Source organism: Nonomuraea thailandensis, from assembly GCF_024172165.1.
GTDB classification, from domain to species: Bacteria; Actinomycetota; Actinomycetes; order Streptosporangiales; family Streptosporangiaceae; genus Nonomuraea; species Nonomuraea thailandensis.
This window is the reverse complement of sequence record NZ_JAMZEB010000002.1, coordinates 9,126,214-9,150,813: the sequence shown is the minus strand read 5'-3', so window position 1 is coordinate 9,150,813 and position 24,600 is coordinate 9,126,214. Positions and strand designations below refer to the sequence as shown.

At 70.7% G+C, this 24,600-nt stretch carries 28 protein-coding genes; 17 read left to right on the top strand and 11 right to left on the bottom strand.

What is annotated here, in order from left to right; translation table 11 throughout:
- The first annotated feature begins 25 nt into the window (after positions 1–25).
- The 9 genes from HD597_RS45805 (at position 26) to truA (ending at position 5,517) form a co-directional block, all read left to right on the top strand.
- A complete protein-coding gene (locus HD597_RS45805) occupies positions 26–442 on the top strand; it encodes a hypothetical protein (RefSeq protein ID WP_253752797.1) in 417 nt (138 codons plus the stop codon).
- A 299-nt stretch (positions 443–741) separates the two neighbouring features.
- On the top strand, positions 742–963 hold the full coding sequence (gene infA / locus HD597_RS45800) for a translation initiation factor IF-1 (protein WP_012887858.1): 222 nt from the start codon (positions 742–744) through the stop codon (positions 961–963).
- Between the two features lie 24 nt (positions 964–987).
- A complete protein-coding gene (rpmJ, locus tag HD597_RS45795) occupies positions 988–1,101 on the top strand; it encodes a 50S ribosomal protein L36 (RefSeq protein ID WP_003956441.1) in 114 nt (37 codons plus the stop codon).
- 215 nt (positions 1,102–1,316) lie between these two features.
- A complete protein-coding gene (gene rpsM, locus HD597_RS45790) occupies positions 1,317–1,697 on the top strand; it encodes a 30S ribosomal protein S13 (protein ID WP_125644650.1) in 381 nt (126 codons plus the stop codon).
- A 45-nt stretch (positions 1,698–1,742) separates the two neighbouring features.
- Positions 1,743–2,147, top strand: a complete 405-nt coding sequence (rpsK, locus tag HD597_RS45785) for a 30S ribosomal protein S11 (RefSeq protein ID WP_020542285.1) — start codon at positions 1,743–1,745, stop codon at positions 2,145–2,147.
- Positions 2,148–2,170: 23 nt separating this feature from the next.
- Positions 2,171–2,797 carry a 30S ribosomal protein S4 gene (gene rpsD, locus HD597_RS45780; protein WP_253752795.1) on the top strand — a complete coding sequence of 209 codons (627 nt, stop codon included), beginning with the start codon at positions 2,171–2,173 and terminating at the stop codon, positions 2,795–2,797.
- A gap of 108 nt (positions 2,798–2,905) precedes the next feature.
- Complete coding sequence (locus HD597_RS45775; protein WP_043623495.1) at positions 2,906–3,922, top strand: DNA-directed RNA polymerase subunit alpha; 1,017 nt, start codon at positions 2,906–2,908, stop codon at positions 3,920–3,922.
- A 95-nt stretch (positions 3,923–4,017) separates the two neighbouring features.
- The gene (gene rplQ / locus HD597_RS45770; protein WP_253752793.1) at positions 4,018–4,557 is read left to right on the top strand and encodes a 50S ribosomal protein L17; all 540 of its coding nucleotides are present in this window, start codon (positions 4,018–4,020) and stop codon (positions 4,555–4,557) included.
- A gap of 78 nt (positions 4,558–4,635) precedes the next feature.
- Positions 4,636–5,517 carry a tRNA pseudouridine(38-40) synthase TruA gene (gene truA / locus HD597_RS45765; protein ID WP_253752791.1) on the top strand — a complete coding sequence of 294 codons (882 nt, stop codon included), beginning with the start codon at positions 4,636–4,638 and terminating at the stop codon, positions 5,515–5,517.
- Here the strand turns inward: truA and HD597_RS45760 are convergent.
- From HD597_RS45760 to HD597_RS45750, 3 genes are all read right to left on the bottom strand, one after another.
- Positions 5,482–7,947, bottom strand: a complete 2,466-nt coding sequence (locus tag HD597_RS45760; RefSeq protein WP_253752789.1) for a hypothetical protein — start codon at positions 7,945–7,947, stop codon at positions 5,482–5,484. The two genes, truA and HD597_RS45760, sit on opposite strands and share 36 nt — an antisense overlap.
- Before the next feature lie 100 nt (positions 7,948–8,047).
- The gene (locus HD597_RS45755; protein WP_253752787.1) at positions 8,048–9,865 is read right to left on the bottom strand and encodes a hypothetical protein; all 1,818 of its coding nucleotides are present in this window, start codon (positions 9,863–9,865) and stop codon (positions 8,048–8,050) included.
- 192 nt (positions 9,866–10,057) lie between these two features.
- Positions 10,058–10,756, bottom strand: a complete 699-nt coding sequence (locus HD597_RS45750; protein WP_253752785.1) for a CAP domain-containing protein — start codon at positions 10,754–10,756, stop codon at positions 10,058–10,060.
- A 370-nt stretch (positions 10,757–11,126) separates the two neighbouring features.
- Here HD597_RS45750 and rplM point away from each other — a divergent pair, with 370 nt between their 5' ends.
- Genes rplM through glmM form a run of 3 tightly spaced genes read left to right on the top strand, consistent with a single transcriptional unit; the run spans position 11,127 to position 13,469 of the window.
- Complete coding sequence (gene rplM / locus HD597_RS45745; protein WP_106236123.1) at positions 11,127–11,570, top strand: 50S ribosomal protein L13; 444 nt, start codon at positions 11,127–11,129, stop codon at positions 11,568–11,570.
- Between the two features lie 26 nt (positions 11,571–11,596).
- Positions 11,597–12,121, top strand: a complete 525-nt coding sequence (gene rpsI, locus HD597_RS45740) for a 30S ribosomal protein S9 (protein ID WP_253752783.1) — start codon at positions 11,597–11,599, stop codon at positions 12,119–12,121.
- A gap of 1 nt (position 12,122) precedes the next feature.
- The gene (gene glmM / locus HD597_RS45735; RefSeq protein ID WP_253752781.1) at positions 12,123–13,469 is read left to right on the top strand and encodes a phosphoglucosamine mutase; all 1,347 of its coding nucleotides are present in this window, start codon (positions 12,123–12,125) and stop codon (positions 13,467–13,469) included.
- 55 nt (positions 13,470–13,524) lie between these two features.
- Here the strand turns inward: glmM and HD597_RS45730 are convergent, their stop codons facing one another.
- Complete coding sequence (locus HD597_RS45730; protein WP_253752779.1) at positions 13,525–14,616, bottom strand: DUF1648 domain-containing protein; 1,092 nt, start codon at positions 14,614–14,616, stop codon at positions 13,525–13,527.
- Positions 14,613–15,104, bottom strand: a complete 492-nt coding sequence (locus HD597_RS45725) for a GntR family transcriptional regulator (RefSeq protein WP_253752777.1) — start codon at positions 15,102–15,104, stop codon at positions 14,613–14,615. Before HD597_RS45725 ends, HD597_RS45730 begins: the two co-directional genes overlap by 4 nt.
- A 53-nt stretch (positions 15,105–15,157) precedes the next feature.
- On the opposite strand from HD597_RS45725, the gene HD597_RS45720 reads away from it, so the two are divergent.
- The 3 genes from HD597_RS45720 to HD597_RS45710 are packed head-to-tail and all read left to right on the top strand — an operon-like array spanning position 15,158 to position 17,204.
- Positions 15,158–15,511, top strand: coding sequence for a hypothetical protein (locus HD597_RS45720; RefSeq protein ID WP_253752775.1), 354 nt, complete (start codon positions 15,158–15,160; stop codon positions 15,509–15,511).
- Positions 15,508–16,386, top strand: a complete 879-nt coding sequence (locus HD597_RS45715; protein WP_253752773.1) for an ABC transporter ATP-binding protein — start codon at positions 15,508–15,510, stop codon at positions 16,384–16,386. Before HD597_RS45720 ends, HD597_RS45715 begins: the two co-directional genes overlap by 4 nt.
- Positions 16,383–17,204 (top strand): ABC transporter permease, encoded by an 822-nt coding sequence (locus HD597_RS45710; protein WP_253752771.1) that lies wholly within the window; start codon positions 16,383–16,385, stop codon positions 17,202–17,204. Before HD597_RS45715 ends, HD597_RS45710 begins: the two co-directional genes overlap by 4 nt.
- 3 nt (positions 17,205–17,207) lie before the next feature.
- Here HD597_RS45710 and HD597_RS45705 read toward each other — a convergent pair whose 3' ends face one another.
- The 6 genes from HD597_RS45705 to coaA all read right to left on the bottom strand — a co-directional run bounded on the left by HD597_RS45705 (position 17,208) and on the right by coaA (position 22,637).
- Entirely contained in the window at positions 17,208–17,924 is a 717-nt protein-coding gene (locus tag HD597_RS45705) for an ABC transporter permease subunit (RefSeq protein ID WP_253752769.1), read from the bottom strand.
- Position 17,925: 1 nt separating this feature from the next.
- A complete protein-coding gene (locus HD597_RS45700; RefSeq protein WP_253752766.1) occupies positions 17,926–18,840 on the bottom strand; it encodes an ABC transporter ATP-binding protein in 915 nt (304 codons plus the stop codon).
- Positions 18,837–19,697, bottom strand: coding sequence for an ABC transporter permease (locus tag HD597_RS45695; protein ID WP_253752765.1), 861 nt, complete (start codon positions 19,695–19,697; stop codon positions 18,837–18,839). Before HD597_RS45695 ends, HD597_RS45700 begins: the two co-directional genes overlap by 4 nt.
- On the bottom strand, positions 19,690–20,598 hold the full coding sequence (locus tag HD597_RS45690; protein WP_253752763.1) for an ABC transporter ATP-binding protein: 909 nt from the start codon (positions 20,596–20,598) through the stop codon (positions 19,690–19,692). The genes HD597_RS45695 and HD597_RS45690 overlap by 8 nt, the downstream gene beginning before the upstream one ends.
- A gap of 40 nt (positions 20,599–20,638) precedes the next feature.
- Complete coding sequence (locus HD597_RS45685; protein WP_253752761.1) at positions 20,639–21,565, bottom strand: DUF389 domain-containing protein; 927 nt, start codon at positions 21,563–21,565, stop codon at positions 20,639–20,641.
- A gap of 169 nt (positions 21,566–21,734) precedes the next feature.
- Complete coding sequence (gene coaA, locus HD597_RS45680; protein WP_253759752.1) at positions 21,735–22,637, bottom strand: type I pantothenate kinase; 903 nt, start codon at positions 22,635–22,637, stop codon at positions 21,735–21,737.
- Positions 22,638–22,830: 193 nt separating this feature from the next.
- Here coaA and HD597_RS45675 point away from each other — a divergent pair, with 193 nt between their 5' ends.
- Both HD597_RS45675 and HD597_RS45670 read left to right on the top strand, forming a co-directional pair.
- Positions 22,831–24,237, top strand: coding sequence for an alkaline phosphatase PhoX (locus tag HD597_RS45675; protein WP_253752759.1), 1,407 nt, complete (start codon positions 22,831–22,833; stop codon positions 24,235–24,237).
- A gap of 12 nt (positions 24,238–24,249) precedes the next feature.
- Positions 24,250–24,600 (top strand): holo-ACP synthase, encoded by a 351-nt coding sequence (locus HD597_RS45670; RefSeq protein WP_253752757.1) that lies wholly within the window; start codon positions 24,250–24,252, stop codon positions 24,598–24,600.

Genomic DNA, 24,600 nt, shown 5'->3' with positions numbered 1-24,600 from the left:
GACCACGACTCACGGAGGAAACCACATGCGCAAGGTCCTTGCAGCCACCGCTCTCGCCGGCTCGATGGCGTTCGCCGGCCTCGCCGTCGCCCCCGCCGCGCAGGCGGCCACCGCCTCGCCCGTCAGCGCGACGCAGGCGACCGCTTCGATGGGGAGCTGGGGCAAGTACTACTCCAGCAACAAGAAGGCCTACACCTACGGCAAGACCTACAAGTCGGGCAAGAAGGTCTACACCCACTGGTACGGCAAGGAGTCGTCGTCGAAGTACGGCTACGTCTGGTTCAAGTACTACTCCGGCGGCAAGTGGCACCAGTTCTACCGCCAGTGGGACGGCTCGCACCACGCGAAGTGGTCGGGCAAGGGGATCAAGAGGATCTACACCTGGACCTGCTGGGGCGGCAAGCACAAGTACTGCGGCTCGCAGCACCGCATCTACGGGTAGACCGCAGGCAAGCTCTACGGGTGCACCACAGGCAAGGCCCGCCGGCGAATCCCCGGCGGGCCTTCCGCTGTGTGCGTAGGTCAGGGCGGTCGTGGGGTAGACTCTCTCATGGTTGTGTCAGGACACCTGGCACGCGTTTCGCGTTTTTGGCTCAGGTGTCGTACACTCCTTAGTCGGCTCACTATGACTTATCACGCGTCGGCGATCGTTCCCGATCGCCGCTCTCTTCGAAGCGTGAGGGTCGCGGCTGCGTAGTGAACCGGAGCCTCAGACGACCGATCAGTGAAACGCGAGGAATTTTGGCCAAGAAAGACGGCGCCATCGAGATCGAGGGCACTGTGGTCGAATCGCTCCCGAACGCCATGTTCCGGGTGCAGCTCGACAACGGCCACAAAGTCCTGGCCCACATCAGCGGACGCATGCGGATGCACTACATCCGAATCCTTCCCGATGACCGGGTCGTTGTTGAGCTGAGCCCCTACGACCTGAGTCGTGGGCGGATCGTCTACCGATACAAGTAAAAACGTCTGAGGACACGAAGGACAATGAAGGTAAAGCCGAGCGTCAAGAAGATCTGCGACAAGTGCAAGGTGATTCGCCGGCACGGTCGCGTCATGGTGATCTGCGACAACCTGCGCCACAAGCAGCGCCAGGGTTAGTCGCCGCAAGGCGTCTCCGAGTCCGCCCCATCAGGGTGCGGGCTCGATCCATGAGGAGCCTGCAACAAGTAGTCACGTCTCACACCTGAAAAGGCGGCGGCATCCGCTGAACCGTTCAGGAGACCCCCGGTCGGAGGCCGGGGCCCTCACCCCGGGCATTGGGGAGGGGCAGTGCGGCGTAAGACCTCCGCCACAAAGAAGGAGAATGCCCGACCATGGCTCGCCTGGTTGGCGTCGACCTCCCCCGCGAAAAGCGGCTGGAGATCGCTCTCACCTACATCTACGGAATCGGCCGCACCCGCGCCCAGGAGATCCTCCAGGCCACCGGCGTGAGCGGCGACCTGCGCGTGCACCAGCTCTCCGACACCGAGCTCGTCCCGATGCGTGACTACATCGAGGCGAACTTCAAGATCGAGGGTGACCTGCGCCGCGAGGTCCAGGCCGACATCCGTCGCAAGATCGAGATCGGTTGCTACCAGGGCATCCGGCACCGCAAGGGCCTCCCGGTCCACGGTCAGCGCACGCAGACCAACGCGCGCACCCGCAAGGGCAAGAAGAAGACCGTCGCCGGCAAGAAGAAGCCCGGTAAGAAGTAGTCCCGCGCAGCCGCGGACCGAAGACCTCAGGAGTGAAGGCAAAGGATGCCTCCTAAGAGCCGCCAGGGTGCGCCCAAGAAGGTGCGCCGCAAGGAAAAGAAGAACGTCGCTCACGGGCACGCCCACATCAAGAGCACGTTCAACAACACGATCGTCTCGATCACCGACCCGAACGGGAACGTGATCTCCTGGGCCAGCGCCGGCCACGTGGGTTTCAAGGGCTCCCGCAAGTCCACCCCGTTCGCCGCCCAGATGGCCGCCGAGAACGCCGCCCGCCGCGCCATGGAGCACGGCATGCGCAAGGTCGACGTCTTCGTCAAGGGCCCCGGCTCCGGCCGTGAGACCGCGATCCGCTCGCTTCAGGCCACCGGCCTCGAGGTGGGTTCGATCCAGGACGTCACCCCGGTCCCGCACAACGGTTGCCGGCCGCCGAAGCGCCGCCGCGTCTGACTTAGCCCAGGAGATACAGAGAAATGGCTCGTTACACGGGCGCGGACTGCAAGCTCTGCCGTCGCGAGAAGACCAAGCTCTTCCTCAAGGGCAGCAAGTGCGAGTCCGCCAAGTGCCCCATCGAGATCCGTCCTTACCCGCCGGGTGAGCACGGCCGCGGACGCCCCAAGGAGTCCGAGTACCAGCTTCAGCTTCGTGAGAAGCAGAAGACCCGCCGCATCTACGGCGTCCTCGAGAAGCAGTTCGCGAACTACTACGAGGAGGCCACCCGCAAGACGGGCAAGACCGGTGAGGTGCTGCTCCAGATCCTGGAGAGCCGCCTCGACAACGTGGTCTACCGCGCCGGTTTCGCCCAGTCGCGCGACGCCGCCCGCCAGCAGGTCCGTCACGGACACATCCTGGTGAACGGCAAGAAGGTCGACATCCCGTCGTACCGCGTGCGTGAGCACGACATCATCGAGGTCCGCGAGACCAAGCGCAACCTCCTGCCGTACGAGGTGGCCCGCGCCACCGCCGGCGAGCGCACCGTGCCCGCGTGGCTCGGTGTCGTGCCCGAGAAGCTCCGCGTCCTGGTTCACCAGCTGCCGGTCCGCCAGCAGATCGACACCCAGGTCCAGGAGCAGCTCATCGTCGAGCTCTACTCGAAGTAAGTAGTAACCGGTCCGGTCGGGGTGCGGCATGTCGCATCCCGACTAGGCTGTTTTCATCGGAGTGGCGTCATATAGCGGTCGCCACACGAAACAAGGGGAGACCCGCACATGCTGATCGCTCAGCGTCCGACTCTTCTCGAAGAGTCGATCGACGAGACCCGGTCCCGGTTCGTCATCGAGCCGCTGGAGCCGGGCTTCGGCTACACCATCGGCAACTCTCTGCGCCGCACGCTGCTGTCGTCCATCCCGGGCGCGGCCGTGACGAGCATCCGCATCGAGGGCGTGCTGCACGAGTTCTCGACCGTTCCCGGGGTCAAGGAAGACGTCACCGACATCATCCTGAACCTCAAGGAGCTGGTCGTCTCCTCCGAGCACGACGAGCCGGTCGTGATGTACCTGCGCAAGCAGGGCCCGGGTGAGGTCACCGCCGCCGACATCGCGCCTCCGGCCGGTGTCGAGGTGCACAACCCCGAGCTGCGCATCGCCACGCTGAACGGCAAGGCGAAGCTGGAGATGGAGCTGACCGTCGAGCGCGGTCGCGGCTACGTCTCCGCGGCGCAGAACAAGCAGCCGGGCCAGGAGATCGGCCGGATTCCGATCGACTCGATCTACTCCCCGGTCCTCAAGGTCACCTACAAGGTCGAGGCGACCCGAGTCGAGCAGCGCACCGACTTCGACCGCCTCATCCTCGACGTCGAGACCAAGCCGGCGATGAAGCCCCGCGACGCGGTGGCCTCGGCCGGTAAGACCCTCGTCGAGCTCTTCGGCCTGGCCCGCGAGCTCAACGTCGAGGCCGAGGGCATCGACATCGGCCCGTCGCCGACCGACGCCGCCCTCGCGGCCGACCTGGCGCTGCCGATCGAGGAGCTGAACCTCACCGTCCGCTCCTACAACTGCCTCAAGCGCGAGGGCATCCACACCGTGGGTGAGCTCGTCGCCCGCAGCGAGCAGGACCTGCTCGACATCCGCAACTTCGGCGCCAAGTCGATCGAAGAGGTCAAGCAGAAGCTGCACGAGATGTCGCTGGCGCTCAAGGACTCCCCGCCCGGGTTCGACCCGAGCGCGGTGGCCGGCGGCGGCTACGACGACGACGACAGCGCGTACGTCGAGACCGAGCAGTACTGATTCCCAGCTAGCGCGGGCCCCCGACCCGGGGGCCTGGCGGCCCGACCCCGGTACCTGGTACGGCCGGGGCGGGTGAACTCCCAAGGAGAACTAACATGCCCAAGCCCACCAAGGGTGCACGTCTTGGCGGCAGCCCGGCGCACGAGCGGCTGATCCTGGCCAACCTGGCCACGGACCTGTTCCGCCACGGCAAGATCCGCACGACGGTCGCCAAGGCCAAGCGCCTGCGCCCGCTGGCGGAGCGCCTGATCACCAAGGCGAAGAAGGGCGACATCCACAACCGGCGTCAGGTCCTGACCGTCGTTCGGGACAAGGGCGTCGTGCACCACCTGTTCACCGAGCTCGCGGTGACGTTCGCCGAGCGTCCCGGTGGCTACACCCGCATCACCAAGATCGGTCCGCGTAAGGGCGACAACGCCCCGATGGCGGTCATCGAGCTGGTGACCGAGCCGCTGAACGGCGTCACCACCCGCAGCACCGAGGCCCCGGCCGCCGCTCCGGCTGCCGCCCCGGCCGAGGAGGAGACCAAGGCCGAGGCCCCCGAGGCCGCCGCCGAGGAGGAGACCAAGGCGGAGGCCGCCGAGGCTCCCGCCGAGGGCGCCGAGGCTCCTGAGGCGAAGAAGGACGAGGCCTGATCTTTCAGGCTGGATGAGACGGGCCCGAATCCCCTCGCGGGGGTTCGGGCCCTTTTCCATAGGTGAGGGAGAACCATCGTGGTACGGCTGCGCCTCGATCTCGCGTACGACGGGACCGGCTTCTCCGGATGGGCCAGGCAGCCGGGGCTGCGCACGGTCCAGGGGGAGATCGAGCAGGCGATCGGCCGGATCCTGCGGCTCGACGGGCCCGCCATGCTGACCGTGGCCGGGCGTACCGACGCCGGGGTGCACGCGCGGGCGCAGGTGGCCCACGTGGACGTGCCGGAGGCGTCGCTGGGGGAGCTCGACGGGAACAGGGGGCCCCTGGGCGTCGATGAGCGGCTCGCTGCGCTCGTGAGACGGCTTGGCGGGGTCCTGGAGCCAGATGTACGGATTTATCGGGTCTCGGTGGCTCCTGAGGGCTTCGACGCACGGTTCTCCGCGATGTTCCGGCGGTACGCGTACCGGGTGAGTGACGCTCCCGGCGGCGTCGACCCGCTGCGGCGGCGCGAGGTGGTCTGGCACAACCGGCCCCTGGACCTGGCGGCGATGAACGCGGCCGCGGCGCGGCTGGTCGGCGAGCACGACTTCGCGGCGTTCTGCAAGAAGCGCGAGGGCGCCACGACCATCAGGGAGCTGCAGCGGCTGGAATGGGCCCGCCTGCCGGACGGTGTGCTGGAGGCCACGGTGGTGGCCGACGCGTTCTGCCACTCGATGGTGCGGGCGCTGGTCGGCTCGCTGCTGGCGGCCGGTGACGGGCGGCGGCCCGTGGAGTGGCCGGGGCAGGTGCTGACGGCGGCCGTACGGGACTCCGGGGTGCACGTCGCGCCCGCGCACGGCCTGTGCCTGGAGGAGGTCGGATACCCGCCGGAGCCGGAGCTCGCCGCGCGGGCGCTGGCCACGCGGCGAGTGCGGACGGCGGGCTCAGCCCTTGGTGATGCGGCGCTCCAGCACGAGTGAGGTCTGGTCCCGGAACGCCCCGCTGACCTTGGGCAACGTCTTGTCCTTGGCCTCCGGCGTGTGGCCGTCGGCGTGGGTGGCGTAGCTGAAGACGATGTAGCGCCCCCAGACCAGGCCCGCGGCGTACCCGCCCGCGATGTGCACGCGCTCGCCGCCCGAGTCCTCAGGGCCGGGCAGCGGGCGGAACCAGATGTTGCGTGAGAGGTTCTTCGCCTGGTCGGCGGAGGCGGCGGCGTTCCTGTCAGGCAGGACGGCGATGCCGGTGGTGACGGCGTAGCGGCGCTTGCTGTCGACGTACGTGGCCCGCAGGACCCGGCTGCACTTCTGCTCCTTCAGCGCGTCGGCGAACTCTCCCGTGGCGGCCTTCTCGCAGGTCGTCTCCATGTCGGCCTTGACCCGGGTGAACGTGGTGCCGGCCGCCCCCACCTTCTTCTTCGGGAACGCCTCCGACAGCGACAGCTTCTGCGGGTCGGTCTGCTCCGAGTTGAGTATCGACGTGCCGGCGGCGTCCACCGGCGGGGACGGCTCGGCGGTGGACGGAGGAGCGGTGGAGCGGGCCGCGGCCGTCGTGGGCGGAGCCCCGCTGACGGCCTGGTAGGCGAAGAAGCCGCCCGTCGCCACGCCCGCCAGGGCCAGCGCGCCCAGCGTCACCAGCAAGGCCCGCTTGCTCTTGGCCGGAGGCGGGGGTGGGGGCGGGGTCTGGAACGGGGGCTGCTTGAACGCGCCCGGCGGGAAGGCCGGGCCGCCTGCCGGGGGCCTGGGCACGTCCAGCGACGTGGACGGGCGCTGGCCCCAGGTGTCTCTGGAGAACGGGAGCTCGGGCAGTTTGTCACCGGTGGGGGGCGTGGGGGGCCAGACGGGGACGTCGCCGGGCTCCGGTGGGCGGATGGACGGGTTCGCGGCGGTGGCGTCGTGGCCGGGCGCGCCGGGGTCGAAGTGGGGGGCCTGGTCGCCGGCGTGCTCTTCCATCGCCACCGGGGCGGCCAGGGGCGGTGGATGCGCGCCCGGGGCGGTCGGGAAGGGCAGGGCCAGCCGGGTGTCGTCCGGTCCGAGCTCGTCGTGGCCGGCGACCGAGTGCGCGTCGTCCGAGTGGGCGGCGGCCGAGTGGGTGGCGGCCGAGCGGGCGTCGTCCGGTGCGGTGCCGTGGCCGGGCCCCGGGTCGCCGGGCAGGGCCGGCACGCCGTCAGGTGGCGTGGCGCCCTCCGGCGCCCGGACGGCGGGGTTCGTGGCGTCCTGTTCGGCGTCCCGCTTGGCGGCGTCGGGGTCGAAGTAGTGGGCCGGGCGGGCGAAACCCTCGGGGTTGGTGGCGTTCGGGTCGAAGGGCGGCAGGAGGCCCGGCTCGTCGGGCTCGGCCTCCAGCTCGCCCGTGGCGGCCGGCCAGGGTGGCATGGCGTGCGGGTCGGAGACGGGGGCCGGCCAGGCCGGCATGCCCGCCGCGGCGGCCGTGAACGCGGGCGGCGGCTCCCAGGGCGGCGCGCCCGGCACCACCGGCTCCACCGGCCAGCGGTTCGTGTCGCGGCCGTGGTCGTCGTCAGGATGGTCCCAGGGGCGGATGCGGCCCGGGCGGGTCTGGTCGTCGTCCGCCTGCCACGTGGGATCGGACTCGGGGGTGCCGAAGGGGGTGAAACCGGTCGGGGGTGCGGCGAACGGCTGCTGGTACGCGGGCGGGGTGAAGGGCTGCTGCCCAGGCGCCTCCTGGGCGCCAGGCGGGCCGAAGGGCTCCTGGGCGGGCGCGTTCTGGGCCGCCTGCGTGGGGAAGGGCTGATCCGCCTGGTCGCCCCTGCCGTGGTGATGGTCCGGCTGGACGTCCTGCGTGCCGTGAGGCGGGTCCGGCTGGCCGCCGTACATGTCGTGAGGCGGGTCCGCCTGGACGCCTTGCGTGCCGTGAGGTGGCTGCGGCTGAGCGCCCTGCGTGCCGTGGTGATGGTCCGGCTGGGCGGTGGACGGCGCCGGGCCGGGCTGCTGGGGGTCGAACGCGTGCTGGTCGAAGGCGTGCTGGTCGCCTGGTGGCACGCCGAAGGGCGCGTGGCCGGTGGAGGGCTCCCAGCCGGGCTGTTGCTGCGCGAAGGCGTGGTGGCCGGTGGGTGGCGGCTGGGCCGGACTGCCGAAGGCGTGCTGGTCGGCCTGCGGTGAGCCGGAGGGCCCGTGGCCGGGGTGGGTGGGGTCGGAGTACCAGTCGTACGGGGCGGCGTCGTCGCCCGGCACCTCCCATGACTGGGCGCCGGGCGACGTCTCCTGATCGGAGGTCGGTCCCTGCAGGACGGGTGGGACGGGACGCGCGTCGGCGTCCGCCGCCTCGTCGGATGGAGTGAACGCCGCTGGAACGTCTTGCCCGTTGGTCTGGCCGAAGCTCGGCGGTGGCGTCGCGGGGACGGCCGAGCGGTCGGCTTCCCTGCGATCGTGCTCAGACCCGGGTTCCTGGCCACGCATAGCTGGAGCCTAGCGAGAGTAGCGAGATCGTTATGTCGGTATGGGCGTTCCCAGAGGCATCACGAGTCCCCTACAGGCGCATATGCCCCACAAAGACCACTCAGCTCAGCGCGCTACCGGTGAGCGCCCGATGGTCCAGAGCCTGGAACACGGTGGCCTTGGTGATGTCGTTGATGGCCTCGGAAATCCGCTTCGACCCCTTCGAGTCGGGCTTCGTGCCGTCCTTGTTCTGGAACCAGACCAAGATCGCATAGTGCCCGAACGTCGAGACCTTCGCGCCGCCGGCGCCCGAGCCGAGGAGCTTCGTGACGCTGTCCTTGCCCGCCAGCGGCTTGACGTAGTTCTCGTCGCTGCCGCTCTTGGCGACCTTGCTCGCGTTCTTGCTCGTGCTGAGGTTGGCCACGCCGATCGTGCCGATCACCGTGCCGGCCTTGTCACGGAAGCTGGCACGCAGGAACTGGTTGCACTTGGCGGACTTGAGCGCCTTCTTGAGGGCATCGCCCAGGGCGCCGTCGTCACACTTCTTGTCCTTGCTGGTGATCGTCATCTCGTAGCCGCGGCCCGAGACCGTGAACTTCTTCTTCGAGCCGAAGAACTCCTTCACCGAGATCGCGTCGGGGTCGGTCTCGCGCTCGGCGGCGAACCCGTACTTGCCGGGCGGGGCCGACGGCAGCGGCGCCGAGGTCTGCCGGGGTGCGGCCGTCTCGGCGGAGGTGGGGGTCTCGCTGTTCCACATCAGGTAGAGACCGCCGCCCAGCAGGCCGAGCACCACCACGCCGCCGATCGTGGCCAGCAGCGGGCCGCGCGAGCGGGTGCCCTCGTCGTACGGGCTCCAGCCGACGCGGCTCTGAGGGCTGCGGGAGGTGTCGTCCTTGTCGTTCTTGGCGGGGTCGTCCTCGGCGGCCTTGCGGTCCTTGCGGGAACGGCGGCCCTTGCCGGACGGGGACGCGTCGTCCTCGTCGGTGGCGAAGGGGTCCTTGCCCCGGGTGCCGGGCCCGCTGTCGTCGGAGTCGGCCGCGCGCCTTCCGCGGCGGCCTGAGCCACGTCCCTCGGAGCGGCTGTCGGAGCGTCCGTCAGGGCCGGGAGCGCCGGGGCCGCCACCAGAGCCACCACCGGGGCCACCACCAGAGCCACCACCGGGGCCACCGCCCGGGCCTTGGCCGCCGGGGCCTTGCGCGCCAGGGCCGGGACCGCCAGGGCCGGGGCCGTTCGGCCCGCCACCGCCGAAGGGACCGCCGGCGAAGGGGTCACCGCCGAACGGGTCGGAGCCGAAGAAGCCGCCACCGGGCTGCGGGCCGCTCGGCGGGCCACCGGAGGGCCTGCCGCCGCCGGGACCACCGGGACCGCCGGGGCCGCCACTTCCAGGGCCGCCACCGCCGAAGGGGTCGCCACCTCCAGGGCCGCCACTACCCGGCCCGCCGCCACCTGGCCCGCCACGCCCAGGGCCGCCACCGCCGAAGGGATCGCCACCTCCAGGGCCGCTGCCGAAGGGGTCGCCACCAGGGCCGCCGCCTCGCCTGCCATTACCGGGGCCGCCAGGGCCGCCGCCGGGCCCACCGCCGCCGGGTCCGCCACCAGGTCCGCCACCGGGTCCGCCGGGGCCGCCTCCTGCCGGGCCGTTGCTGGTGAAGAAGCCGCCGGAAGGGCCGCCGAACCCGTCGGGCCCGCTGTCGAAGGGGTCGCGCGGCCTGCTGCCGAAGGGATCGGTCGATCCCCCGCCGGAGGACCGGTCCTGCCCGTTGCCGGAAGGGCCGCCGCTGCTGAAGAAGCCGCCGGACGAGCCGTTCCCGGAGGAGCCGTCGTTCGCGGAGAAGAAGCCGCCGGACGAGCCGTTGCCCGAGGAGGAGCCGTCGTTCGCCGGGCCGCGGCTGGTGAAGAAGCCGCCGGAGGATCCGTTGCCGGAGGGGCCGTCGTTCATGAAGGAACCGCCGGCAGGACCGCCGTCAGCGGGACCGCCACCGAAGGGGGCACCGTCTGCGGAAGCGCCGCCCCTGGGAGCGCCGCCCGGACCTTTCGGACCGCCTCCCATCCCGTAGGGGGCGTTGCCCGTGCCGTTCTCACGTTCCCCACTGCCGTTGGAAACCATGCGGCGACATTACCGTGATGTTCGTCATTGGGTTCCGAAGTCCTGAGTCCACCATGGTCCTCCAGGGCCCGAGGCGACGCCGACGCCGATGGCCTTCAGGCCGCAGTCCAGGATGTTCTTGCGGTGGTCGCGGCTGGCCATCCAGCCGTTCACCGCCTCCTCGGCGGTGTCGTATCCCGCGCCGATGTTCTCGGCGGCGCCCCAGCGGTATCCGGCGCGCTCCATCCGGTCCCAGGGCGAGGCGCCATCGGGGGAGTTGTGCGACAGCTGCCCCGTACGGGCCATCTCGAGCGAGTGCGCCCGCGCGGAGCGGGTGAGTGAGATCTCCACCCGCAGCGGCCCGCAGCCGCGCCGTGCCCGTGCGGAGTTGGTCAGGGAGACGACCCGGGACGCCAGGCCCGCCATGACCCGCACCCCGTCGTCGTGGGGCGCGACGGCCACCGCGGGGTCGTCCTGCGTGTTGAAGCCGTCGATCTGGTCGTCGGGAGTCCTGGTCGGCGTGGGCGTGGCCGTGCCGCGGGGCGGCTTCTTCGTGGTGATGCCACGGGGGATGCGCTCGGCCTGAGGCTGCGCCTTCCTTGCCGTCGTGGGCGCGGGGTTGGCGGTGGCGGCGGCGGGCGGGGCGGTCTCGTTCAGGTAGACGTGGGGGGCGACCTCGGGGCCGTCGGTCAGCCGGCCGATGAGCACGCCCGTGAAGAGCACAGCCAGGAGGCAGGTCAGCACGCCCAAGCGGCTCCGGCGCCGAAGGCCGCGCTGGGTTTGCCGGGTGTGAGAGATCCGCCACATACCGCCGCTAACGATAGAGATGTCTGGTCCTGGGAAAGAAGGGGTCCCAGGGAAACGAAATCGAACCGTTCTGCGGTCGGGTAGACTCGCCTCGGGTTACCGGTCACTTTGACCTGCACGCCTTTGGGCGGGTAGCTTAGGTTCGTTGTGTGCATAGGTCCAGCGTGACCAATGCGCGGCGCGTCCGGCGTCATCTCCCGTGTTGAGGAGACGGAAGGTCCGGGCCGTCGTGTGCCCGCACCGACCGACCAATGTAGCTGTCGCATCCGACAGCGCCGAAGACGCGAGCATAAAGAAGGCTACGACCGTGCGCACGTACTCACCGAAGCCCGCCGACGTCCAGCGTCAGTGGTACGTCATCGACGCGACCGATGTCGTGCTGGGCCGGCTGGCCAGCCACGTCGCGACCCTGCTCCGCGGCAAGCACAAGCCGATCTTCGCGAACCACGTCGACACCGGTGACTTCGTCATCGTCATCAACGCCGACAAGATCGCGCTGAGCGGCAACAAGCGTGAGCAGAAGAAGGCGTACCGCCACTCGGGCTACCCGGGCGGTCTGCGTTCCGTCAGCTATGGCGAGCTCATGGACAAGCGCCCCGACAAGGCCGTCGAGAAGGCCGTGAAGGGCATGCTGCCGAAGAACTCCCTCGGTCGGAAGATGGCCAAGAAGCTGAAGGTCTACGCGGGTTCCGAGCACCCGCACCAGGCCCAGCAGCCGGTGCCGTTCGAGATCACCCAGATCGCCCAGTAGTAGTTCGAAAGAGTTAGAGGAGAACCGTGGCTGAGCCCACCGGTGTCGAGACGGTCGTAGAGACGGCCGAGCTGGAGGAATTCTCCGGCGAGGACTTCCCGTCCGAGTACACCACCGAGTCCGCCGCCAGCGCTGACGCTCCCGTGCGCAAGCCCGTCACCACGGGCAACTCGTACGGCACCGGCCGCCGCAAGGAGGCGATCGCCCGCGTGCGCATCGTCCCCGGCACCGGCAAGTGGACGATCAACGGTCGTTCGCTGGACGTCTACTTCCCGAACAAGGTCCACCAGCAGATCGTCAACGAGCCCTTCGTGGTGCTCGGCGCCGAGGAGGCGTTCGACGTCATCGCCCGCATCGACGGCGGCGGCGTCACCGGTCAGGCCGGCGCGCTGCGCATGGGCCTGTCCCGCGCCCTGGCGATCCTGGACGTCGAGGTCAACCGCCCGCCGCTGAAGAAGGCCGGCTTCCTCACCCGTGACGCCCGCGCCACGGAGCGGAAGAAGTACGGCCTCAAGAAGGCCCGTAAGGCTCCGCAGTACAGCAAGCGCTAAATTGGCGCGCCTTTTCGGCACCGACGGGGTACGTGGGGTCGCTGGTCGCGACCTCACGGCGGAGCTCGCCATGGATCTGTCCGTGGCGGCGGCGCACGTCCTCGGCGATGCAGGCGCGTTCGCCGCTACCGGACGCCGTCCGGTAGCGGTCGTAGGCCGGGACCCGCGTGCCTCGGGAGAGTTTCTCGAGGCCGCAGTGGTCGCCGGCCTCGCGGCGTCCGGAGTGGATGTGCTGCGCCTCGGCGTGCTGCCCACCCCGGCCGTCGCCCACCTCACCGCCGCGCTCGGCGCCGATCTCGGGGTCATGCTGTCGGCCTCGCACAACCCGGCGCCCGACAACGGCATCAAGTTCCTGGCGCGCGGAGGCTTCAAGCTGTCCGACGCGGTGGAGGACGAGATCGAGCGGCGGCTCGGTGAGGAGTGGAGCTTCCCCGTCGGCTCCGGCGTCGGCCGCGTGCGCGACGCCTACGGCGAGGCCGACCGGTACATCTCCCACGTCCTGACCACGATGAGCGCGTCCCTGGACGGGCTGAACATCGTGGTCGACTGCGCTCACGGGGCGGCCCACATGGTGGCGCCCGAGGCGCTGCTGCGCGCGGGCGCCAGGGTCGAGGCGATCGGCGCCAGGCCCGACGGCCTCAACATCAACGCCGGCCACGGCTCGACCCACCTGGACAAGCTCCAGCAGGTCGTCATCTCGCGCGGGGCCGACCTGGGCGTGGCCTACGACGGCGACGCCGACCGCTGCCTGGCGGTCGACCACACGGGCGCGATCATCGACGGCGACCACATCATGGCCATCCTCGCCGCCGCCATGCACGGCGAGGGCACGCTGGCCAAGGACACCGTCGTCGCGACCGTGATGTCCAACCTGGGCTTCAAGCTCGCGATGCGCGGCGCGGGGATCACCGTGGTGGAGACGTCGGTGGGTGACCGCTACGTGCTGGAGCGGATGAAGTCCGACGGCTTCAACCTGGGCGGCGAGCAGTCGGGGCACGTCATCATGCTCGACCACGCCACCACGGGCGACGGCCTGCTCACCTCGCTGCACCTGCTGGGCGTGATGGCCAAGTCGGGCGTGCCGCTGAAGGAGCTGGCCGCGGTGATGACGCCGCTGCCGCAGATCCTGATCAACGTCAAGGACGTCGACAAGGGCAAGGCCTCGGTGCCCGAGCTCGTCGCCGCCGTCGCCGAGGCGGAGGCGGAGCTGGGGGAGACCGGCCGGGTGCTGATCCGGCCGAGCGGGACCGAGCCCATGATTCGGGTCATGGTGGAGGCCGCTTCCGAGGAGCACGCCACCCAGGTGGCGGGGCGGCTGGCCGACGTCGTGCGTACGGCCTGCGTCTGACGATCGATCGTTCACCGGGTGCGAGGCCGCGCCCGGTGAACGCCTCAGAAGCGACTCAGAAGAGACTCTGCCGTTCGGGCAGGTCGATGACCCCCGTGAGGGCCAGCAGCACCAGCGCGGCCAGGGCGGCGGCGATCGCCCATGTCACGGGATGCCCGAGGTTCAGCGTCCAGGTCTGGCCGAAGCGCGCGTGCAGGACGACGGCGGGGTCGTGGCGGTTGGCGTAGACGGTGCCGGCGAGGAACCAGTGCCGGTCGTCGTCGCGCTGCACGAGCCCGGAGTCCTCCTTCTCCTCACCCGGCAGGGCGGGCAGGCGGTGCCCTCCCTGCCCGACGCGCCATTCCCAGGCGAGCGGGCCCAGCAGCAGGGCGGCGAGCGGGAGCACGGCGGCCGCGGTGCCGGCCGCGGAGACCTCCCAGAGCTGCAGCGCGGCGATGAACAACGAGAAGTTCACGCAGGCGGCGCCGAGCAGGCAGAGCCGCGCCATGCCGCGCAGGTAGACGCGGTATCTGCGGGCCGATCCCGCCGGGCGGGCGGCGTCGAGGTCGGGGCGGGCGCGCAGCAGGACCATCGTCAACGCGGGGAAGGCCAGGGTGACCGCCGCCTGGAACAGCACCGGCTCGAAGGCGGCGAGCGCGGTGGTGGGCGCGCGCCGGGCGGGATCGACGCCGAGCCCGTGGAAGTGCGCCAGCGTGGCGGGCAGGGCGTCGTAGCGCCACCGGCCGAACGCGGCGGTGGCCAGGGTGATGGCGACCGCGGGCAGGATCCAGCGCCAGGGCAGGCGGACGGGATCCGAGCGGAACGAGGTGTTCACGGTGACGCCCTGGCGCCTGCCGGCGAGCCAGCGGCCTGCCTGCTTGGCGGCGCGCACCTTGAGGTGGGCCCGGTGGTACAGCGTCAGGCAGGCCACGCCGAACCCCGCGAGCCAGAGCTGCCCGAAGGTGGCGGTGAGCGGAGCGAACAGGACCATGGCGAGCAGCACCAGCCGCACGTAGGCTCGCCGCTGGGCGATGACGGCCGGGTCGGCGGCGCGGTCGTCAGGGACGCGCACGCCGAACGGCAGCGTGGGTCTGGCCAGCGCGGGCGTGATCAGCGCGATGCAGCCGATCAGCACGACGGCGGCCAGGGCCGCGACGACCGGCGTCATGTGACCGCCTTCTCCGGCACAGGCGGCGCGGGCTCATGCCTCGGCCCGGCCTTCCCCTGCGCGGGCTCATGCCTCGGCCCGGCCTTCCCCTGCGCGGGGACGCTCGCCTGCCCGAACCCCGCCAGCACCTGCGCGCACTGGCGCAGGATCTCCTCGTGAGCCACACCGTGCACGCTGGCCTCGGCGAGCAGCACGCGCATGCGCTCGTGCCACTGCTCGCCGAACCCCGGATCCGGCGCGCCTGAGCGCGCGTCGCGTCTGATGACCGCGCCGCTCTTGCGGTTGACGCGGATGACCCCCTCCTGTCTGAGCAGGTCGTACGCCTTGTTCACGGTGTGGAAGTTGATCCCGAAGTCGGTGGCGAGCCGGCGGGTGGACGGCAGCGGATCACCCTCCTTGGCCTCACCGCGTGCCACGGCCTCCACGACCCGGTCCCTGATCTGCTGGTAGATCGGGACGTCGCTGTCGAGATCGATGGTCAGGTTCACACCCTCAGTCTATCTGATATAGAAGTAATAGAACAGATGGAGCGGAGGCTTGCATGATCGAGGTAGAGATCCGGGCGGGAGCGCTCGAGCTGCGGCACGCGCCGTGGACACGGCCGTTCGTGGGCAGGGCGACGACCCGCGTGCCGCTGGGCGCGATCCGCGAGGTGCGCCTGGTGGAAAGGCCGCTGGCCGAGGCGCGCGGGCTGCGGCGCGGCCTGGTCGTGAGCGGCCGGCTCAAGCTCGGCGTGTGGACCGGGTGGGACCGCGTGAAGCGCCTGGTCTGCGCCCGCCGCGCCCCAGGGCTGCGGATCGTCCTCGACCGGCGGATCGCGGGGGTGGACGAGCTGGTGTTCAGCGTCGACGCCGCCGGGCGGCTGCGTGCCGGGATCGCGGGAGCCAGGGCATGATCGAGGTGCGCGGCCTGAGCAAGTCCTTCGGCCCGGTGCGGGCGGTCAGCGAGCTCAGCTTCGAGGCCGCGGCAGGCACCGTGACGGCGTTCCTCGGCCCGAACGGCGCGGGCAAGACCACCACGATGCGCATGCTGCTGGGCCTGGTCAGGCCCAGCGCGGGCAGCGCCACCATCGGCGGGCGCCGCTACGCCGACCTGCCCAGCCCGTCGTCGCGGGTCGGCGCGGTGCTCGACACCTCGGGCTGCCACCCCGCTCACACCGTCCACGACCACCTGCGCGTCTACGCCCGCATGGGCGGGCACCCCCGTTCCAGGGTGAGCGAGGTCATGGAGCTGACCGGGGCGGCGGCCTTCGCCGGACGCAGGACACGCACGCTGTCCACCGGGATGCGCCGCCGGGTGCAACTGGCCACCGCGCTGCTCGGCGACCCGGCGGCGCTAGTGCTGGACGAGCCGGCCAACGGCCTGGACCCCGAGGGCATCGCCTGGCTGCGCGGCTTCCTGCGCGACCTCGCCGGGCAGGGGCGCGCGATCCTGATCTCCAGCCACGTCCTGAGCGAAGTGGAGCAGGTGGCCGGGCAGGTCGTGATGATCAGGCAGGGCCGGCTGGTCACGGCGGGCCCGGTGAGCGACCTGTACGGCGCGGCGGCCGTACAGGTGCGCTCGCCGCAGGCGGAACGGCTGCGGGCCGCCCTGCGCGGTGAGGGCGTCACCGTGGAGGCGCGGCACCCCGACGTCCTGCGCGTCCAGGGGCTGACCGCTCCCGAGGTCGCCGCCGCCGCGGCGCGCCACGGCATCGCGCTGCACGAGCTCACCCAGGAGAGACCCACACTCGAACGGGCCTTCCTCGACCTCACGGGAGGCGCCTCATGACCTGCCTCATGACCGGGCGCCGCGCCTCCGCGATCCTCTCCGCCGAACGGCACCGCCTGACGGCCTCCCGGCTGCCTCTGTGGGGAGGGGCCGCGGCGCTCTGCAGCGGCGCGTTCATCGGGCTGCTCGCCCTCATCGGGCCGGAGAACTTCCAGCCGCCGCTGCCCGGCCTGGAGACGGAGCAGGGCACCCGCATGCTGCTCGGGATGCTGGGGATCCTGGCGTTCGTGCCCGCGCTGATCGGAACCACCGCGGTCGCCGCCGAGCACCGCCACCAGACGATCACCACCACCGCCCTCTTCGTTCCCCGACGGTGGCACGCGCTGCTCGCCAAGCTCGCCGTCTACGCGGTCGCGGGGCTGGGCTACGGGCTCCTCAGCGCGGCCGTGGCCGGTGCCGCGCTCTTCGCGGCGGCCGCGGTCAAAGGGATCACGCTGGGCCTGCCCGCCGTCGCCGTGCTGGCGCTGCTGGTGAGGATCGCGCTGGCGATGGCCGCGTACACGCTGCTCGGGGTGGCCGTCGGGGCGCTGCTGCCCAACCAGGTCGCCGCGCTGGCCGTGCTCGGCGGCTACTTCTACCTCGTCGAGACCGCGCTGCTGGTGATCCCCGGCGCGAACCTGCTCTATCCGTACCTGCCGGGCGGGTCCGCGGCGGCGCTGACCGGGTTCACCTACCTGGCCGACGCCGTCGCGACGCAGACCGGCGGGGCCGCCGCCGGTCTGCTGCCCGCCTGGCTGGGGGCCGTCGTGCTGCTCGCGTACGCGCTGCTCGCCGCGCTCGTCGCGATCGCGGCGCCGCTGCGCAGGGACATCACGTGAGCGTCACTCGTCGCCCGTGAGCGAGAAGACGCGCAGCCGCTGACCTGCCCAGAAGACCGCGCCGACGGTGACCACGAGCAGGGCCGGGATGGCGAAGCCGAGCGTGACGTCGGCCTTGAAGAAGGGCGAGTCGGTGAGCTGGTCGGCGATCGACTGGCCCCAGTGCTGGATGGAGAACTTGCGGGCGCCCGGGATGAGGTTGCCCACCAGGCTCTCCCAGACCAGGGCGTAGATGATGCCGATCGTGACCGCGTGCCGGGTGACGACGCCGAGCAGCAGGAAGACGGCGGCGTAGGCGATGCTGGCCACCAGCGAGCCGACGGCGAAGCCGGCCGCGATGCCGTCCTCGTTGCCGATCAGCAGCCAGCCGGCGACGTAGGTGGGCACGGCTCCGAACGCGACCAGCAGCGAGGCCGCGACCAGGAACTTCGTCCGGATGATGACCGGGCGCGAGATCGGCTTCGACATCAGGTGGATGATGGTGCCGTCGTCGATCTCCGGGGCGATGACGCCGGTGCCGGCGATCAGGCCGAGCAGCGGCAGCATGGTGCCGATCGCGAAGCTCTTCATCAGCTCCACGGTCGTCGACTGATCGGCGGCGCCGACGAGGCGGAACAGCACGGTCAGGGCGATCAGGGCGAGCGGGAGCAGCAGGAGCAGGATGATGCGCCGGCGGCCCAGCAGGGCGCGGTAGGTGATGCCCGCCACCACGGTGTTCATGTCAGGTGCTCCTGTTGATCAGGTAGGAGAAGACGCTCTCCAGGTCCTCGTCCGCCGGGGAGACCTGGTGGAGGCGTACGCCCTCCTCCTGAGCCACTCGGGGCAGGAGGCGGGCGAACCGGCGGAACTCGGTGGCCTGGACCTCCAGGCCCTCTGGGCGCAGCGTGATGCCGCCGGTCGAGGCGTCGCGGACGAGGGCGGCGGCGAGCTTCCTGTCGTCGCTGGAGCGGATCATGAACAGGTGGGGCCGGTCCGTCATCAGCCGCCTGATCTCGCGGAAGTTGCCCGACGCCGCGTGCCGGCCCGCGACCAGCACCTCGATGTGCTGGGCGACCCGCTCGACCTCCTCCAGGATGTGGGAGCTGAACAGGATCGTCTTGCCCGCCGTGCCCATCGAGCGGATCAGGTCCATGAGGTGCAGGCGCTGGCGCGGGTCCATGCCGTTGAACGGCTCGTCCAAGAGGAGGACCGGAGGGTCGTGGACGAGCGCGGCGGCGACCTTGACGCGCTGGCGCATGCCCTTGGAGTACGTCTCCACGCGCCGGTCCTTGGGCTCCTCCATCTCCACCGTGGCCAGAGCCTTGCGGGCGGCCTCGACGGGGTCGGGCAGGTTGTGGAGGCGGGCGGCGGAGAGGACGAACTGCCAGCCGGTCAGGAAGCCGTATACGCCCTCCCTTTCCGGAACTAGGCCGATATTTCGGTAAATGTGGTGGTTCTTCCACACGGTGGTGCCGTCGAGCGTGACCGTGCCGCCCGAGGGGGGCAGGAAGCCGGCCATCATGTGCAGGAGCGTCGACTTGCCCGCGCCGTTCGGCCCGAGCAGGCCCGTGACCCCGGGCCCGATGGTCATCGTGACGTCGTTGACCGCCACCACGTTGCCGTACCAGCGGGACACCTGCGAGAGCTCGATCTTCATCGCGCGGCCGCCTTCCTGTAGCGCAATCCGAGAGCGGCCAGGCCGGCGGCGATCAGCAGCACCAGGACGGCGGCGGAGGCGGGGCCGCTGGGGTAGGCGGCGCTCTCGATGGAGTGCGGCGGGGTGCCGAACAGCCAGTGCTGTACGGAGTCGACCAGCCAGAACGGGTTCGCCAGCCACGCCCAGGCGGCCGCGGACTCGTTGCCCGTGGAGTACAGCGAGCCGTAGATGATCGGGACCGAGGCCGACGAGAGCAGGTAGACCGTGATCACGGAGGCCACGCCGAGCCCGCGGCGCGGTGTGAACGAGGCCAGCGCCAGCCCGAACGCCGACAGCAGCAGGGCCAGCAGCAGCGCCATGAGCACGGCTCCCAGGTACTCGCCCGTGGCGGGCGGCCCCGGCATGTCCACGACCAGCTCGCCCAGGAAGGTCACCGTCAGCGGCACCGCGATCAGCGCGAACACCGCCACGGTCATCGCCGCCACCTTGGCGCCGACGTACTCGGTGATCGTGACGGGCCGCGACAGGTAGAGCGGCAGCACGCGGTAGCGCAGGTCGGGCGCGACCACCGTGGGGGCCTGGGCGGCCAGGAAGATGGCGACAACGGCCTGCATGATGACCGCGAAGCCGCTGTAGGCGATGCCGCGCTGCTGGATCAGGGCCATCATGGCGATGCCCACGATGGAAGGCATGATCATGATGGCGGCCAGCGCGAACGGCACGATCTTGCTGCGGGCCGGGCGGCCCAGGCCGAAGATGCCGCGCAGGCTGTGCACGGCCAGCGCCCTGGTCGCGTAGCCGCGGCCGAGGCGTACGCCGTCGTAGTGGCGGTAGCCGATGTCGTAGATCTCAGACATGCGCCACCTCCTCCCTGAAGACGTCCTCGATGCGGTGGCGTCCCTGTTCGAGCCGGATGAGGGCCAGGTCCAGCTCGGCCGTGGTGTCGCGGATCGCGTCGAACGTCTCGGGCCCCAGCACCTTGACCACCAGCAGGCGCCCCTGCTGGGAGACGGTCTGCCCGCCGGCCGACAGCCGGGCGGCCAGCTCGTCCAGGCCCTCGTCCACCTCGACCGTCACCGTCTGCGTGGCCTGCGTGAACTCGCCGATCGCCGACGAGCGCAGCAGCCGCCCCGCGTCGATGACGACGACGTGGTCGCAGACGCGCTCCAGCTCGCCGAGCAGGTGGGAGGTGACCAGCACGCTGATGCCGAACTCGGTGCCGATGCGCCTGATCAGCGCGAGCATCTCGTCGCGGCCGCGCGGGTCGAGGCCGTTGGTCGGCTCGTCGAGGAAGATCAGCTTGGGGTCGTGGACGAGCGCCTGGGCCAGCTTGACCCGCTGCTTCATGCCGGTCGAGTAACCGCCGACCGGACGGTAGCGCTCTTCGGCCAGGCCGACATGGCGCAACACGTCGGCGGCGCGCTCGCGGGCCGCGGTGCGCGGCAGGCCGGACATCCGGGCGAGGTGGACGACCAGCTCGGTGGCGGAGACGTCGGGGGGCAGGCATTCGTGCTCGGGCATGTAGCCGACGAGCCGGCGGATCTCGGCGCCCTGGGCCGTGACGTCCAGATCCAGCACGCGCGCGCCGCCGCCGGACGGCGGCAGCAGGCCGAGCAGGATCTTGATCAACGTCGACTTGCCCGCGCCGTTGGCTCCGACCAGCCCGGTCACGCCGGGCCCCACGGTGACCGTGAGCTGGTCGACCGCGGTGACGGTGGGGAAACGCTTGGTCAGCCCCTCGGTGGCGAGGATGTGCATGTGCCGGACCCTACTAGCCGCCCCGGCGGTGTGGCCTCGGTCATATGGATGAACGACGTCCTACTTGAGGCCAGAATTTTCGCTGGACCACGAGGGTGACGGTGCCCGCGATGACCATCCCCAGGATGTTGACGCCGAGCTGGGCGACGGAGGCCGCGACCTCCTTCCAGTCGGACATCGCCGCGGCCACAGCCACATAACCGGCGGCGGGGACCGTGGTGACCGAGATGAAGACGCCGACCAGGGCCGAGGACTTGCCCGCCGTGACCGACAGCACCCCGGCCGCGCCCGCGAGCAGCGCCACGATGATCGACCAGCGGTCGGGCTTGACGATGAACTGGACCTCCTCGTTCCTCCTGAGATTGCCGAGGTCGATCCACTCCCACCAGTAGGAGACGAGCGCGCACGCGTACGTGATCGCGATCGCCACCAGGAATCCGATGACCAGCGTCCGCAGCGCCGTCGCGACCAAATGCCACCGGCCGCGCAGAAGGCCGAAGCAGATGGCGGCCACCGCGCCGAACTCGGGCCCCAGGACCATCGCGCCGACGATCAGGACGGGCGAGTTCTGCAGGACGCCGATGCCCGCGAGCTGGGTGGCGATGGCGAGGAAGGCCAGGTAGGCCCAGGTCACCCGGGAGTCGGCGGAGACCTTCTGGGCCAGCTCCTCCCAGATCACCGCGTCGTCGGGAGCGCCCGGCGCCTCCTCGACCGCCTGGTCGGCCACCTTGGACAGCGACAGATCGATCTGCTCGGCGGCGATGGACCCCTCGTCCTCCAGCCAGGCGAGCTTGCCCAGCACCTCGTTGGCCGACTCGCGGGCCGCGTCGCAGAGGATCACGTCACCACGCGGCTCGCGCGCCGCGCCGGGCAGCACCACGAGGTTGGTGACGCCCGGGCAGCCCTTCAGCACCTCGACCGCCTCTTCTGTGCGGGCGGACGGGACGATCAGTCGCAGATGCAGCACGGGGACATTGTCGTCGAACGAACCTTGACGATGTGTTGATAGTCGTACGCGAGGCTCCCTCACATGATCTGGTACTGGTGCCACGACCACGGTGAGGAGTGCTGGTTCGCCGGCCTCGACGACCAGGAGTGCGCGGGCCGGTTCGCGCGCTACCTGTTCGAGGAGGTGTTCAGGTCTGGCGGAGCCGAACCCGCCGTACGGAGTGGTCGCCGCCCTTCTTGAGGACGAGATCGGCGCGGCCCCTGGTGGGAGCGATGTTCTCGATGAGGTTGCGCTCGTTGATGTCGCGCCACACGTTGCGCGCGAAGTCCGTGGCCTCGTCGTAGGAGAGCTCGGCGATGTGCCGGAAGTACGACTTCGGGTCCTCGAAGGCGGTCCGGCGCAGCTTGTGGAAACGTTCGACGTACCAGGTGCGGATGTCCTCGGTCTTGGCGTCCACGTAGATGGTGAAGTCGAAGTAGTCGTTGACGGCGAGGGAGGTGGGCGGGGCCGGCTGGAGGACGTTGAGCCCCTCGATGATCAGGATGTCGGGATTCTTCACGGTCTGGTGGGCGCCGGGGACGATGTCGTATTCGAGGTGGCTGTAGATGGGCGCCTTGACCTCGGCCGCGCCCGCCTTCACCTCCGCCACGAACCTGACCAGCGCCCGCCGGTCGTAGCTCTCGGGGAAACCCTTGCGATGCATGATCTTCTTGGCCTCCAGCACCGCGTTGGGGTAGAGGAAGCTGTCGGTGGTGATCAGCTCCACGTGCGGATGCTCGGGCCAGCGGGCCAGGAGGGTGTGCAGCAGGCGCGCCGTGGTCGACTTGCCGACCGCGACGCTGCCCGCGATGCCCAGGATGTACGGCACGCGCTTCTCGGATTTGCCGAGGAACGCGCTCAGCACGCTGCTGCGCTGCTTGGACCCGGTGAAGTGCAGGTTGAGCAGCCGGGTCAGTGGGAGGTAGATGTCGGTGACCTCGGTGAGGTCGATGGGGTCATCGACGCCGCGTAGCTCTTCCAGCTCGTCTGCGGTGAGAGTCAAGGGCGTGTTCTTGCGGAGCTCGCTCCACTGCTCCCTGCTCAGTTCCACGTAGCCGTTATTCACCTAGGCAGCGTAGCGATGTGCCGCGAACCCGACCTCGGGCGGGGCGTCCCCAGGGATCCACAGCCTGTGGATAAAAACGTGGGATTACCGATAGCACGTTCGGGGAAGGAAAGTTGGTCTTGGTGAAACGGACATGCAACGGCTGACCGGCGGCTACTGTCCCGACGGGAGGTATTCCGTGGACCGTCGTCGCTTCATCTCCAACGTCGTGGCCGGGATCGCCGGGCCGTTCGCGGGCGTCGCGTGCGCCGGCGCGAAGGGCGGGGCCGATCCCGTGCGCGGGTACGGCCCGCTGCGCCCCGTACGCGACCTGCGTGACGGGAAGGCGCGGCTGCACCTGCCCGACGGGTTCAGATACCGCTCGTTCAGCGTGGCGGGAGACAGGTACAGCGACGGCTCCGCCGTGCCGGGCAAGCACGACGGCATGGCCGCCTTCTCCGGGCCCGGGGGCAGCGCCGTCCTCATCCGCAACCACGAGGTCAACGGGCCGGTGGGCGCGTTCGGCGACCGGCGCAAGGCCTACGACCCGATGGCGGGAGGCGGCACCTCGACGCTCCAGGTCACCCGCTACGGCGAGGTGATCCGCAGCGCGCCGTCGCTGAACGGCACCATGATGAACTGCTCCGGCGGCCCCATGGCCTGGCGGGCCTGGGTGACCTGCGAGGAGACGGTCAACGGCCCCGACGTGGCGAACGACCGCTCCGGCGAGGACAACTCCAAGCTCACCCGCAAGCACGGCTACCTCTTCGAGGTGCCGGTCGCCCGCGCGGCCACGGCCACGCCGATCCGCTCGGCCGGGCGCTTCCCGCACGAGTCCGCCGCCTTCGACCCCTCCTCGGGCGCCGTCTACCTGACCGAGGACAACTTCTCCTTCCCCTCCGGCTTCTACCGCTACCTGCCGCCCAAGCACCCGATCCTGGCCGGGCGGCTGCTCGACGGCGGCAGGCTGCAGATGCTCGCCGTCGAGGACGCCGACCGCGCGGACCTGTCGAAGGCGCAGGAGCCCGGCGCCGCGTACGGGACCGCCTGGGTGGACATCGACGACCCCGACCCCGACTTCACCGGCAGGCCCGCCTACGACGAGGCCGCCCAGGCCGTGGGCAGGCAGGGCAGGAAGAAGGGCGCGGCCATCTTCGCCAGGCTGGAGGGCGCGGTGCACCACCACGGCACCGTGTACTTCGTCTCCACCCAGGGCGGGGCCACCGCGCCCGGCGAGCGCGCGCCCGACGGGTTCGGCGACGGGCGGGGGCAGGTGTGGGCGTACGAGACGTGGAGCGGCCGGCTCAAGCTCGTCTACGAGTCGCCGCGCTCGTCGGTGCTCGACCTGCCCGACAACGTGACGGTCAGCAGGCGCGGCACGCTGGTGCTGTGCGAGGACGGCGAGGAGGACAACTACCTGCGCGGGCTCACGAAGAGCGGGGACATCTTCGACTTCTGCCGGCTGCAGCCCATCGAGGGCGACGGCGGGGCCGAGTTCGCCGGCACCACGTTCGGCCCCGGCGGTCACACGCTCTACGTCAACCTGCAGGCCAAGCAGGGCATGTCCATCGCGATCTGGGGGCCGTGGGAGCGCGGGCCGTTCTAATACGCTGGGACGATGATCCTGGGTATCGGCGTGGACGTCGTGGACATCGCCCGCTTCGAGGCCGCGCTGGAGCGCACCCCGCGCATGAAGGAGCGGCTGTTCACCGAGGGCGAGAGGCCGCTGCCGGTGCAGTCGCTGGCCGCCAGGTTCGCCGCCAAGGAGGCCGTGGCCAAGGCGCTCGGCGCGCCCAAGGGGCTCGGGCACCTGGAGGCCGAGGTGCACTGCGACGAGCTCGGCAAGCCGGAGCTGCGGGTCTCCGGCAAGGTGGCCGAGGTCGCGTACGGGCTCGGGGTCAAGCGCTGGCACATCTCGCTCAGCCACGACGCGGGCGTGGCCGTGGCCTACGTGATCGCGGAGGGATAG